This is a genomic window from Adhaeribacter soli (genome assembly GCF_008727925.1).
GTDB lineage: Bacteria > Bacteroidota > Bacteroidia > Cytophagales > Hymenobacteraceae > Adhaeribacter_A > Adhaeribacter_A soli.
This window is the reverse complement of the sequence record NZ_VTWT01000012.1, coordinates 64,756-78,481: the sequence shown is the minus strand read 5'-3', so window position 1 is coordinate 78,481 and position 13,726 is coordinate 64,756. Positions and strand designations below refer to the sequence as shown.

Annotated in this window: 10 protein-coding genes; 7 read left to right on the top strand and 3 right to left on the bottom strand. The window is 46.8% G+C overall.

Going from position 1 to position 13,726, the window contains the following annotated elements; translation table 11 throughout:
- The first annotated feature begins 107 nt into the window (after positions 1-107).
- The 5 genes from F0P94_RS17740 (at position 108) to F0P94_RS17720 (ending at position 6,968) form a co-directional block, all read left to right on the top strand.
- Entirely contained in the window at positions 108-542 is a 435-nt protein-coding gene (locus F0P94_RS17740; RefSeq protein WP_150905559.1) for a MarR family winged helix-turn-helix transcriptional regulator, read from the top strand.
- Positions 543-866: 324 nt separating this feature from the next.
- On the top strand, positions 867-3,269 hold the full coding sequence (locus tag F0P94_RS17735) for a 3-hydroxyacyl-CoA dehydrogenase/enoyl-CoA hydratase family protein (protein WP_150905556.1): 2,403 nt from the start codon (positions 867-869) through the stop codon (positions 3,267-3,269).
- 303 nt (positions 3,270-3,572) lie between these two features.
- Positions 3,573-4,751: a thiolase family protein gene (locus F0P94_RS17730; protein ID WP_150905554.1), complete on the top strand. Its 1,179-nt coding sequence runs from the start codon at positions 3,573-3,575 to the stop codon at positions 4,749-4,751.
- A gap of 37 nt (positions 4,752-4,788) precedes the next feature.
- The gene (locus tag F0P94_RS17725; RefSeq protein ID WP_150905552.1) at positions 4,789-5,151 is read left to right on the top strand and encodes a four helix bundle protein; all 363 of its coding nucleotides are present in this window, start codon (positions 4,789-4,791) and stop codon (positions 5,149-5,151) included.
- A 32-nt stretch (positions 5,152-5,183) separates the two neighbouring features.
- On the top strand, positions 5,184-6,968 hold the full coding sequence (locus F0P94_RS17720) for an acyl-CoA dehydrogenase family protein (protein ID WP_150905550.1): 1,785 nt from the start codon (positions 5,184-5,186) through the stop codon (positions 6,966-6,968).
- Between the two features lie 88 nt (positions 6,969-7,056).
- Here F0P94_RS17720 and F0P94_RS17715 read toward each other — a convergent pair whose 3' ends face one another.
- Together F0P94_RS17715 and F0P94_RS17710 are read right to left on the bottom strand one after the other, a co-directional pair.
- Entirely contained in the window at positions 7,057-7,566 is a 510-nt protein-coding gene (locus F0P94_RS17715; protein ID WP_150905547.1) for a DUF6252 family protein, read from the bottom strand.
- 282 nt (positions 7,567-7,848) lie between these two features.
- A complete protein-coding gene (locus tag F0P94_RS17710) occupies positions 7,849-8,595 on the bottom strand; it encodes a DUF6252 family protein (protein WP_150905545.1) in 747 nt (248 codons plus the stop codon).
- A 378-nt stretch (positions 8,596-8,973) separates the two neighbouring features.
- On the opposite strand from F0P94_RS17710, the gene F0P94_RS17705 reads away from it, so the two are divergent.
- Together F0P94_RS17705 and F0P94_RS17700 are read left to right on the top strand one after the other, a co-directional pair.
- The gene (locus tag F0P94_RS17705) at positions 8,974-10,296 is read left to right on the top strand and encodes an NHL repeat-containing protein (RefSeq protein WP_150905543.1); all 1,323 of its coding nucleotides are present in this window, start codon (positions 8,974-8,976) and stop codon (positions 10,294-10,296) included.
- Between the two features lie 437 nt (positions 10,297-10,733).
- Complete coding sequence (locus tag F0P94_RS17700) at positions 10,734-11,891, top strand: NHL repeat-containing protein (RefSeq protein WP_150905541.1); 1,158 nt, start codon at positions 10,734-10,736, stop codon at positions 11,889-11,891.
- 110 nt (positions 11,892-12,001) lie between these two features.
- On the opposite strand, the gene F0P94_RS17695 is transcribed toward F0P94_RS17700, so the two are convergent.
- On the bottom strand, positions 12,002-13,462 hold the full coding sequence (locus tag F0P94_RS17695) for a hypothetical protein (protein WP_150905539.1): 1,461 nt from the start codon (positions 13,460-13,462) through the stop codon (positions 12,002-12,004).
- Positions 13,463-13,726: the final 264 nt, after the last annotated feature.

Genomic DNA, 13,726 nt, shown 5'->3' with positions numbered 1-13,726 from the left:
ATGAATCCTGAAAATCCTGATCAAAAAAAATATTTTCTTTATTTAGTATGCAAGCATAACAAATTTTCGTTATATTTGGTATAAACCTTTTGATGCTACCTGCCGCTATGAAACCCGAAGAAACCGTAGATTACAACATTAAAGTCTGTTGGCACGCCATCTCGCGCATGTACAACGTACAGGCCGCCAAGCACGATATCACCACTGCCATCGGCTTCGTCCTCCTGAACATCGATCCCGCGGGGGGAACGCCGGCTACCAAAATTGCCCCGCTTTTAGGTTTGGAAGCCCGTAGCCTGACCCGCATTTTAAAAAGCATGGAGGAAAAAGGCCTCATCTACAAAATGGCCGACGAAAAAGACAAACGTTCGGTAAGGATCATGCTCACCGAAGTCGGCCTGCAAAAGCGAGAAGTTTCCCGCCAAACGGTAAAAAAATTCAACCAGAAAGTGCGCGAAACCATCCCCGAAGAAGACCTCGATTGTTTCTTCAGCGTCATCAGCCGCATCAACGGGTTAATTGAAAGCAAAAGCATTTATTAAGGTGCTAATTTTTTCAATGTGCTAATGTGAAATTTAGAAAATGAGGAAATGTTAAAATGGCAGAAGCTTCTTCTTGCTGTCATCCTGCGTGACAGCGAAGGACCTCGTTGGCTAGCTGCAGTAAAGTTGGCAACAGAGGTAGAAAAAGTTCGCCCCTGAATTAGGGAGCCTATCTCGGCAAAGGAGAGAAGGATTTTGGAGGGGTCAAATTGCAAAACTAAACCTTCCAGAAACAGTTAACCTTCAGAGTCCATCCTTACACATGCACACATTCAAAAAATTAAAGAGTCTACTATCTAAAATCCAGATACTAAAATCTTACCAATGAAAAGAATCATCAATAAAGTAGCGGTGCTCGGCTCCGGCGTCATGGGTTCGCGGATCGCGGCGCATTTCGCCAACATCGGCGTGCAGGTGCTGCTCCTCGACATTGCTCCCAACGAACTATCTCCGGAAGAACAGGCAAAAGGCCTGACGCTGGAAAACCCGCAGGTGCGTAACCGGATCGTGAATGCCGCCTTGCAAACCGCCATCAATTCCAACCCGGCGCCGCTGTACAAAAAGGATTTCGCAAAACGCATTACCACCGGCAACTTCACCGACAATATGAAGGACATTGCCAGCGCTGATTGGATCATTGAAGTGGTGGTAGAAAACCTGAAGATCAAGCAACAGGTTTTTGCGCAGGTAGAACAATTCCGGAAACCGGGCACGCTCATCACTTCCAACACCTCCGGCATCCCGATCCATTTTATGCTCGAAGGCCGTTCCGAAGATTTTCAGAAGCACTTCTGTGGTACGCACTTTTTCAACCCGCCGCGCTATTTAAAACTGCTGGAAATTATTCCCACGCCGAAAACCGATCCGGAAGTGGTGAAATTCTTAATGCATTACGGCGATCTGTACCTCGGAAAAACCACCGTTTTAGCGAAAGATACCCCGGCTTTTATTGCGAACAGAATCGGTATTTACGCCATCATGCAGGGCCTGCAGGTCATGAACAAACTCGGCCTGAACGTAGATGAAATCGATAGAATTACCGGCCCGGCCATTGGTCGCCCAAAATCGGCTACGTTCCGGACTTTGGATGTAGTTGGTTTGGATACGCTGGCGAAAGTAGCCCAAGGCTTGTACCAGACCGGAGAAAAAGACGAAAGCCGCGACTTGTTCCAGTTGCCGGCTTACGTGCAGAAAATGGTGGAAAACAACTGGCTCGGTGATAAATCGAAACAGGGCTTTTACAAGAAAACCAAAACTGAAAGCGGCGCTACCGAGATTCTGACTTTAGACCTGAACACGCTGGAATACGGCCCGAAAAGCAAGGTGAAATTCCAGAGCATGGAAACCATCAAGCCGATCGAAGATTTGCGTTCGCGTTTGAAAGCTTTTGCCGGTGCTTCCGACAAAGCCGCGGACTTTTTCCGCGAAACTTCCTACGGTTTGTTTCAATACGCCTCGAACCGCATTCCGGAAATCTCCGACGAACTCTATCGGATCGACGATGCCATGAAAGCCGGTTTCGGCTGGGATCTGGGTCCGTTTGAAGTTTGGGATGCGCTGGGCGTGAAAGAAACCGTAGCCAACATGGAAAAAGCCGGTTATAAGCCAGCGAACTGGGTTACCGAAATGCTGCAGAACGGTCCCGAAACCTTCTATAAAAGTGAAAGCGGCAAACGTCTCTATTACGATATTCCTTCCAAAGCCTACAACCAGGTTCCGGGCACCGAAAACTTCATCATCCTGGATAATTACCGGAGCAACAACGTAATCTGGAAAAATAAAGGCGCTACGATCATGGATATTGGCGACGGCATTCTGAACCTGGAATTCCACACCAAAATGAATACCATGGGCTCAGAAGTGGTGCAGGGCATTCATAAAGCCATCGACTTGGCCGAGAAAGATTTCCGCGGCCTGGTGATTGGCAACGATGCCCCGAATTTCTCCGCCGGTGCCAACCTGGCTTTGCTGTACATGAACGCGCTGGAACAGGAATACGACGAGATCAACCTCATGATCAAACAGTTCCAGAACACCATGATGCGCGTGCGTTATTCGGCCATTCCGGTAGTAGTTGCCCCGCACGGTTTAACCCTGGGCGGTGGTTGCGAAATAACCCTCCACGCCGACCACGTACAAGCTGCTGCAGAAACATACATTGGTCTGGTTGAATTCGGCGTAGGCTTAATCCCGGCCGGTGGCGGTACCAAAGAGATGACCCTTCGCACCGCCGCAAGTTTCGAAGAAGGCGACCCGGAGCTGAACCGTTTGCGAAACGCTTTCCTGAACATCGGCATGGCGAAAGTGGCAACCTCGGCATACGAAGCCATGGATATGAACTACCTACGGCCAGGCGATGAAATTTCGATTAACCAGAACCGCCTGATCGCCGATGCCAAAGCTGCTGCCATTCGTTTAGCCGAAACCGGTTACACCAAACCTACGCAACGCACTAATATTAAAGTAGAAGGCCGCAGTGGTTTAGGCATGTTCCTGACCGGCGCGCACGCCATGTACGAAGGCGGTTACATTTCGCAGCACGATAAAAAGATCACCGAAAAACTGGCCTGGATCATGTGCGGCGGCGATCTCTCGGCTCCAACCGAAGTTTCCGAGCAATACCTGCTGGACCTGGAACGCGAAGCCTTCCTGTCGCTGACCGGTGAACGCAAAACGCTGGAACGCATCCAAAGCATTCTGACCACTGGTAAGCCGCTGCGTAATTAAATTAAATGGCTGCAAACGTCATAGTTTTAGCCTCAAAAAAGTAATAAGCTGCTCTCAGCTAATTGCTCTTTCGGATTTGTAATCCGAAAGGACCGGAGCCGCGGATTTGCAATCCGCAAAACTGCCGCCGGCATAGATTGCAACAGCTTAAAGCAGGTAAAAGCGGATCACAGATCCGCAACTCCAAACTTCCGGATTGCAAATCCGGAAGAGCATAAAAGCATAAATAAAAAATAGTTACTGCTGATATACTAAGCGAATTCAATTAACAATCAGCAATAAACAATTAACAATTTAAGAAAAATGAACCAAGCATATATCGTAACCGGATTTCGTACTGCTGTTGGCAAAGCGCCGCGCGGCGTATTCCGGTTCACCCGTCCCGATGATTTGGCGGCCGATGTGATCAAACATTTGCTCGCTTCAGTGCCTTCGTTAGACCCGGCAAGAGTCGATGACCTGATCGTCGGTAATGCCGTTCCGGAAGCGGAGCAGGGCTTGCAGATCGGCCGCATGATTTCGCTGTTGTCGCTGCCCATCAACGTGTCCGGGCAAACCGTGAACCGCTACTGCGGCTCCGGCGTGGAAACCATTTCCATGGCGGTGGCTAAAATTACCGCCGGTATGGCTGATTGTATTATTGCCGGCGGTACGGAAAGCATGTCGCTGGTACCCACCGTGGGCTGGAAAACGGTACCGAATTACAAGGTTTCGGTTTCGCACCCGGAGTATTATTTAGGCATGGGATTAACGGCCGAAGCCGTGGCGAAAGATTATAACGTTAGCCGCGAAGATCAGGACCAGTTTGCTTTTAATTCCCACCAAAAAGCGATCAACGCCATTCAGAACGGGTATTTCAAAGACCAGATCGTTCCGATAAACGTGGAAGAAACCTACCTCGATGAAAACGGCAAGAAGAAAACAAAAAGCTACGTAGTAGACACTGACGAAGGTCCAAGAGCCGATACTTCCGTAGAAAAACTAAGCAAACTGAAACCGGTTTTTGCTCAAAACGGGAGCGTAACGGCCGGTAATTCCTCGCAGACTTCCGATGGTGCATCGTTTGTGCTCGTGATGTCAGAACGCATGATCAAGGAACTGAACCTGGAACCGATTGCCCGCATGGTTACCTACGCCACCGAAGGCATCGACCCAAGAATCATGGGCATGGGGCCGATCAAAGCAATTCCGAAAGCGCTGAAAATGGCCGGCATGAAACTCGAAGACCTCGATCTGATCGAACTGAACGAAGCGTTTGCTTCCCAGTCTATTGCCGTGATGCGCGAGCTTAACATCAACCCGGAGGTGCTGAACGTGAACGGCGGCGCCATTGCGTTGGGCCACCCGCTGGGCTGTTCCGGCGCGAAACTTTCCGTGCAACTCTTCCACGAACTTCGGAGAAGAAATAAGAAGTACGGCATGGTTACGGCCTGCGTAGGCGGCGGCCAGGGTGTGGCTGGTATTTATGAATTGCTGAGATAGACTTAAGACGTAAGACACAAGACTTAAGACTTTTGGAATGCACAATTTTAAAGAATTAAAGATTTGGCAAGAAGGAATGGAATTGGCAAAATCAGTTTATAAAGTTACTGCCAATTTCCCTCCAAATGAAAAGTATGGTCTTACGTCTCAAATAAATAGGGCATCAGTTTCTATCCCATCTAATATAGCGGAAGGAGCTGGTAGAAATTCAGATAAGGAATTTTTGCAATATTTAAATATTGCCCTAGGTTCAGCTTTTGAGCTAGAAACGCAGTTAATTCTTGCTCAAGCTTTCGGTTTTATAAACGATTCAGTTTTAGCTGAATTAGTAACACAATTACAGAAAATCCAAAAAATGATAAACGGATTTAAAGATCGTCTTAGAAAAGAGAAGTCTTAAATCTTGTGTCTTATATCTTAAGTCTCAAAAACATGGAAACTACCCAGAATAGAACCTTAAAAGGCGGCGAATTCCTCATCAAGGAAACCCAGGCGGCCGATATCTTTACCCCGGAAGATTTCAACGAAGAACAGAAAATGATGGCGGAAACCACGCATCAGTTCGTGGATTCGGAAGTTACGCCGGTTTTGGACCGCTTAGATAACCATGAAGAAGGCCTGATGGAAAGCCTGATGAAAAAGGCTGGCGAATTAGGCTTGTTCGGCATTTCCATTCCGGAAGAATACGGCGGCTTCGACAAAGATTTCAATACCTCGCTTTTAGTAACCGAAGCGGCCGGCGGCGGACATTCTTTCCCGGTGGCTTTTGCCGCGCATACGGGTATCGGAACGCTGCCCATTTTGTACTTCGGAACCAAAGAGCAGAAGCAAAAATACCTGCCCAAACTGGCTTCCGGCGAATGGATGGCGTCTTACTGCTTAACCGAACCGGGCTCGGGATCGGATGCATTAGCAGCTAAAACCAAAGCTGTGCTGGAGGGCGATCATTACGTGTTGAACGGCCAGAAAATGTGGATTACGAATGCCGGCTTTGCCGATGTATTCATTGTTTTTGCGCAGGTAGACGGCGATAAATTTACCGGCTTCATTGTGGAGAAAGGCACCGAAGGCTTGAGTTTAGGACCGGAAGAGCATAAAATGGGTATTAAAGGTTCATCTACCCGCCAGGTGTTCTTAACCGATTGCAAAGTGCCGAAAGAAAATGTGCTCGGTGAGATCGGTAAAGGCCATTTAATTGCCTTCAATATCCTGAATTTAGGCCGCATTAAGCTGGCAGCGGCAACCTTGGGCGCGGCTAAAAAGGTAGCGAATCTGAGCGTGCAGTATGCCAACGAACGCATCCAGTTCAAAATTCCGATCTCCAAATTCGGTGCTATTCGTCATAAACTGGCGGAGCAGGCTATTAAAATTTACGCACTGGAATCAGCCTTGTACCGTTGTGGCAACGACATCTACTTAAAAGAAGAAGAGCTAAAAGCGGCCGGCCAGGGCTACAACGAAGCTTTATTGGGTGCGGCCAAAGAGTTTGCCGTGGAAGCGGCCATTCTGAAAGTGGAAGGCTCCGAAGTGCTCGATTACGTGGTGGACGAAGGCGTGCAGATCTACGGGGGCTACGGCTTCTCCGCCGACTACCCAATGGACCGGGCGTACCGCGATTCGCGCATCAACCGCATTTTTGAAGGTACGAACGAAATCAACCGCATGCTTACGGTTGACATGCTGCTGAAACGCGCGATGAAAGGGGAGTTGGATCTGATGAGTCCGGCCAAAGCCGTGCAGGACGAACTGATGAGCATTCCGGATTTCGGCGACGAAGAAGAAACGCTATTCAGCCAGGAGAAAAAAGTGATCCGCAACCTGAAAAAAGCCATTTTAATGACGGCCGGCACCGCGGTGCAGAAATTCATGATGAGCCTGGCCAAAGAACAGGAAGTGCTCATGAACATTGCGGATATGGCCATTAAAACTTACGTAGCCGAATCGTTGTTGCTGCGCGTGGAAAAGATCGTACAAAGCCAGGGCGAAGAAGCGGCGGCCTTGCAAATAGACATGCTGCGCGTGTACCTGGAAGAAGCCATTAATACGACTTACCTGGCCGGCAAGGAAGCGATTGGTGCCATGGCCGAAGGCGACGAACAGAAAATGCTGTTTATTGGTCTGAAGCGCTTCACTAAAACTTCAGAATTATTCAATGCCAAAGAAGCGCGGAGAAGAGTTGCTGCCAAACTTATTGCTGAAAATCGCTATGCGTTTTAAGTAAAAAAGGGATTGGGTAAAATTTAAAAAGCCGGTCTGCGAAAGCAGCCGGCTTTTTGTTTGGTTAAAAGTTTGGTTCCTGAAAGAATTAATTCTGGATGGTGATATCCGTAAACGAGCCGTCGGTAACCTTTTTATCGCCGAGGGCAGTGCCGCTCGACATTGGTTTGGCTGTAAAGGTAAAGGTACCCGAAACTTTCTTATTGGTACGGTCCAGTTTGGTAATGGCAATTGTTGCATCTCCGCCATTTTCGGTAGTCCACATATGCTCACTGGTTGCTTGTTTCTCCACAATAGTGCCGCTTAACACAGTAGTTGTCGTGCTATTATAGGAGCCCACCGCCTCCGGAGCTATTAAAGACATTGTAATGTTGCCGCTGGCAGCCGTTACGGTAATAACCTTTTCTCCGCCTATAATTTGAAAGCGAGCCACTACCTGGTCGGAAGCCCAATTGGCACCGTTTATCTTACTTATTAAAGGTACCACCGGAGCCGGTGTGTTGTTACTCGGTTTATTGTCTTCTTTGTCATCTTTACAGGATGGCGCTAAAATTATTGTTGCAGCAAGCAGACAGTAGCGTAAAATATTTGTTTTCATAATAACTGATAAAATAACAACTGCAATAATAGCTAATAGTGGTTGTTATTGCAATCTTAAGGTTGAAAATCTAAAGGAAAAGATAAGAATGTAATTGGTGAATTGTGGAGACGGCTGGGATCCCGGTATCGAACTGGTTCGGCAACTATCTGATATTAAAGCTTTAACTTTAACAGGATCGGCTCATACGGGCGAATTCAAACCTCTTTCTTTTATATTATAGCAACAAAAAACCGCAGCTTAATTTTAAACTGCGGTTTTTTGTTGCTACAGGTTACTGTTTTACTGAATAACCAGGTTTGTGAAGGTGCCGTTGGTTACGGTTTTGTTGCCGGAAGCAGAAGAGCCCGGGGCAGGATTGGCCGTAAAGCTGAAGGTGCCGGAAATTTTCTGTTCTACCTGATCGATATTTGTTATGGTTATGGTGCAATTGCTGCCTGAAACCCAGGTCAGTGGGGTGCCGGTAATCGAAGCTACCATATAAACGGCCGAAGCATCGAATGGAGCGGAGTAAGTGCCAAGACCAGTGATATTTGGCAGGTTCAGCATAATTGTTTCAGTAGTACCCGTTAAGCTAACGGCGGCACCGGAAATAGTCAAACCCATTCCCGATCCGTCTACTGTACCGCCATGTAGTGCAGAGTTCCAGGTTTTGCCGTTTACGCTAGCCGACATGGTGCCGATGAACTGGCTGCCCGGCTGCACAAAACCTATCGTGCCCATATCGGTGGTGTTGCCGGCAGTAACCGTAATATTGCTGGCTGGCGGCCCCTGGTAGCCAATTTCAGGAGTAAACGTAACCGAATAGTTGCCGGCCTGTAAATTATCGGCCTGAAAAACGCCGGAACTGTTGGGCGCAATTTCTATCGTAGTATTGTCTCGGGTAAGGCGCATGTTGGTAGCTGCCCCGGCTGGGGTAGCGGTAGCTTTTATGCTGCCGGTAGTAGGTTTCGGATCGTCTTTGTCTTTTTTACAGCTTACCAGAATGCTTCCGAACAGGAATAGGCATAGCAGGAAAATGTTTTTCATAGAGGTTACAATTAATTCTTTTGTTCAATGTTCGGGTAAATGTAACCAATATTTGAAAGTAATTCCAGACAATTGTAGCGAAGCAGCTTTTTTTGCTAGTTGGCTTTCTGCAAGCAATGTTTTTGGTGCTGGACCCGGCCGTAAAATCTTTTATTTAGGCCGCAGGATTAAAAACAAGTCCAGCTTTACTATAAAACCACCATTAAAGTGCGCTGATCATTAAAACGGGCTACCACACAAACCCTTACTCAACGGTTAGAGGAAAAACATCAGGCAAGGTTCCTCGGCCAATAATTAATTATCGTCTGCAGTAATATGCTTTTGTTATTGTTGAAATGTCCTTAATTTTGGGCAAAACATAGAATAATTGACATTGGTATGAGCCGAACTCTAAAAAATTACCTGCCTGCCTTAGCAGCATTTTTCTTTCTTTTTCTTATTGGTTGTAAAGACGACAAACCGGATTCCATACCGTCTCCAACTCCCTCGCCCAATCCAGTTTTCAAATTAGAAAAGGTTTCAGGAGATAACCAGGTAGGCTTTCCCGGACAGCCTTTAGCTAATCCGATTAAAATAAAACTACTGAACCAGGCCGGGGCTCCGGATGCGAATAAGTTCGTGGATTTTATTGTGGCTAGCGGCAATGGATCTTTAAGTACGAGCAAAATAATTACCGATCAGAATGGCGAGGCGGAGGTGACCTGGGTACTTGGCATGGCAGCCAGTACCCAAAGTGTAAAAGCTTATATATTAGATGCAAACAACCAGCCTGTTTCTTCTACGGTGGCTGAATTTACGGCAAAATTTAAAGCTGTAACCGTAGCCGGCGGAAATGGAATTGGTAGTAGTACAAATCAATTGAATTATCCTGGCAGCGTTTTTGTAGATGCAAACGGGAATGTTTTTGTAGCAGATACCGATAACCATCGCATTCAGAAGTGGGCTCCTGGCCAAACCAGCGGCGTAACCGTAGCCGGTGGAAATGGGGCAGGCTCTGGGGCAAATCAATTGGATTTCCCTTTAGGTGTTTTTGTAGATGCAAACGGGAATATATTTGTAGCAGATTTCAATAACCATCGCATTCAGAAGTGGGTTCCTGGCCAAACCAGCGGCGTAACCGTAGCCGGCGGAAATGGATCAGGCTTTGCTGCAAATCAATTGAATTATCCCGTAAGTGTTTTTGTAGACACAAACGGGAATATTTTTATAGCAGACTACTTTAACGATCGCATTCAGAAGTGGGCTCCCGGAGCTACTATGGGCGTAACTGTAGCTGGCGGAAACGGGGATGGCTTTGCTCCAAATCAATTGAGTGCTCCTAATAGCGTTTTTGTAGACAAAAACGGAAATATATTTGTAGCAGACACCGATAACCATCGCATTCAAAAATGGGCTTCCGGGGCTACCAGCGGCGTAACCGTAGCTGGCGGAAATGGATCCGGCTTTGCTGCAAATCAACTTAATACTCCTGCAAGTGTTTTTGTAGACGCAAACGGAAATATTTTTATAGCAGACTACAATAACGATCGCATTCAGAAATGGGCACCCGGAGCTGGTACCGGCGTAACCGTAGCCGGCGGAAAGGGAACTGGAACGGCTCCAGATCAAGTTAGCCGCCCTTCCAGTGTTTTTGTTGATGCAAACGGTAACATCTTTGTAGCAGATACATTTAATCATCGCATTCAGAAGTGGCTGCCGTAAATTTTAAGGTGCTTTTACAAAGTTTTATTTAAAAAAAAAGAAACGCCGGACTAATCGCCGGCGTTTCTTTTTTTTTAAGAGTTCGATAATTTAATGCACACGATCAACTGCAGCTAAAGGCCTGCTTCAACCTGATCCTATTAAACTGCAGCGTAGCCGGTTTTTAGTTGGCCGGCTTACCGCCATCAGATTTTGGTTCCAGCCAGGCGGTGAAATCTTTGATATGTGCTCCAGGTTAAGAACTGCTTTGGCTTTAATATAAAACCGCCTTTTAAGTGCGCTGATCATTTAAACGGGCTAACGCACAAACTTTTACTCAAGAGCTAGATGAAAAACATCAGGCAAGGTTCCTTTGCCAATAATTATTTATCTGCAGTAATATACTTTTGTTATTGTTGGGATGTCGTTAATTTTGGCGAAAATACAGAATAATTTACATGCGCTTGATCCGAAATTTAAAAAGCTACTTACCTGCAATAGCAGCGCTATTCTTACTTTTTCTGGTAGGTTGTGAAGATGATAAACCAGAGCCTTCCCCAACTTTAAGTTTAAGCAAAGTTTCCGGCGATAATCAAACTGGTTTTGCCGCAAAACCTCTGGCAGAATTACTACAGGTAAAACTAGTTAATGCCACTGGCATACCCCAGGAGAATAAGTATATCGAATTTATAGTAACTGCAGGGAATGGCTCGGTAAGTTCAGGAAAAGTGGCCACCGATCAGAATGGGATGGCGGCTGTCTCCTGGGTGCTTGGGGCTTCAGAACCTAATCAAACTTTGAAAGCGTATTTATTAGATTCCAATGGATTGCCGGTTAATTCTACGGTGTTGGAATTCAGGGCTAAATTCAAGATTATTGAAACCGTGGCAGGAGGAAACGGTGCCGGTGCTGCTGCCAATCAGGTTGATTATCCGCACGGGGTATTTGTAGATCCTCAGGGAAATATTTTTGTGGTGGATGAACAGAATCAGCGGATCCAGAAATGGTTGCCAGGGGCTACAAGCGGAGTAACGGTGGCAGGCGGGAATGGCCCTGGAGCCGCCGCTGATCAATTAAAATATCCTTTCAGAGGTTATGTAGATGCGGCCGGGAATATATTTATTTGCGATTCAAACAACGATCGTATTCAGAAATGGGCCCCGGGAGCAGGTACCGGTAAAACGGTTGCTGCCGGAAACGGTATTGGTTCAGGCGCAAATACCCTATTCTTTCCGCATGATGTAGTATTAGATGACGTGGGCAATATATTTATTGCCGATTACTTCAATAATCGTGTTCAGAAGTGGGCCCCTAATGCAACAAATGGAACTACGGTTGCAGGTGGCAACGGAGAAGCCGGAGGAGCGAACCAGTTGAACCGGCCATCAGGAATTGCCATCGATCAAAAAGGGAATGTATATGTAGCAGATAAATATAATCACCGGGTTCAAAAATGGGCGCCAGGGGCTACTGTGGGTATAACCGTGGCAGGTGGAAACGGAGCAGGCAATGCTATCGATCAACTGAATTTTCCAGGTGATGTTTATTTAGATAATAAGGGTTTCATCTATATCGCCGATATGGATAATCACCGGATTCAAAAGTGGTCTCTTTAAGTAGTTCTCTTCAGTTATTGCAACCCAGGTATTACTAAAAAGCCGACATGTTAACCGGCTTTTTAGTAATACCGCTTAAGATTTCTGTTGCCCAGGCTGCGGACAAAAACCTACTTCAAACTGATCTTATTCAACTGCAGCGTAGCCGATTTCTTAGTCGGCCGGCTTACCGTAATTAACGTTTTGGGTCCCAGCCAGGCGGTGAAATCTTTGATGTAAGCTACTGCTTTGTCGTTGGCTACGTTCAGGCCGAGGGGGACAATTACTTCGCCGGCACCGTTTTTCGGGTTAATGGTACGGCTGTAGAGGTCTGTTTTGCCTTTCAGGGTTTCCAGGGTTAAAATATTAAGCGCGCCGTCGTGGTAAGAGGCCAGGTACGAAATGCCGCTGAAGCCTTCGTCCGACGGGGCTACCTGGTTTTTCATGATCACCGAGCGCCAGGCCAGGTTCAGGTATTCGTCGTAGGTGAACAGGTGTAACTCCCTGGCTACATAGTTCGAGTTTTCGCCGCCTTCCATGTATTTCTTTTCGGCAATAATGATCAGGTCTTTTTCCGGCGTTAAAATGAGTTGGGAAAGTGCGATGTCTTCCAGGCGGGTTACCGGCTTGCCGTCCGGATAAAATTTATTCAGGCTGGCCAGGTATTCCGGGGTGAATTTGAATTCCGGCGCAAAAGCCATTTCGCCGGCAGTAAAATCGAACTTTACCACTTTCAGGCTATGGTACTCGGCTGTTCCCTGATCGAGGCAGGTAGCGGCGGCATAAAGCAGGCCTTCCTGGGTTAAGAAATATTGCAGCTCGAAAACATAAACTTTACGGCCGCCAAACATGCCTCCCAATTGTACCGACATCGCTTTGGCTTCCTCCGAATTGTTGATGTAGCGCCGTACGGAAAGTTTGGTGTTGTCGTCGCTCAAAATAGTCAGGAACTGGTTTCCCTGGTTATCCAGCTTAAGGCCGGCCGAAAAGTTCGTGGAAATATCGCGGAGGTTGTAGGTGCGGTCTTTTAATTTCTGCAGCCGGGCATCATACACACTTGCGCTGATCGCTTTGATGCGGTCTTCCTGCATCAGGTACTGGAAGGCGACAATTTTGCTGCCATCTTCCGAAACACTTACCCCGATGCGGCGGCTTTTGGAAGGGGCTTCGAAAATCTTTTTCTGTTCCAGTTTCCGCCCGGTTTTCAGGTCTACCAGCTGGGCGGTGAGGATCTGCGAGCCAACATTTTTGTCGGAGCGGTGGGAAAGCACATAAACCACATCGGCAGTTTTCGAAAAAGCCTCAATTTCTTCTCCCGGATTTAAAAGTATAGCTGATGTCCAAACTTTGTTTATATTTGCGTCATAACGCTCGATGGCATACTCGGAATCTGCTTTCTTGCTCAGGATCACGAAGTCTGTTTCGTTAATGGCCAGCGTTTTATGTTTCAGGCGCTGGTTGTACCGGTCTTCGGAGGCTTCCGGAACGTACACAAAAGGAACAGACTTGATCCTGGATTGGGCGAAGGTTTTGAATTTGGTTCCGGTCAGGGCAAGCAGACCGAAAAGAACCACTAATAATCTAAAATTCACAGTTCAGATAAATAAATTTAGAGAAGGCAAAAGAGTCTGTACAAAGATAGCCTTTACGGATAGAAATGAACCTGCGTTTTCAGGATATTTTTAGCTGGTAATTGGCGCCGGGTCGGCAGGTTGGAAACGGTATAAGAAGTTTAAAAGTATAACAATAACAAGACAAAGCTTAGCTGATAGCCGGAAGAAATTAAAAAATAGTTTGTTTAACAAAAAGATAACCTGGCTGTTATGACTATTTTTGCGCCGGTACGTAACTTTAGG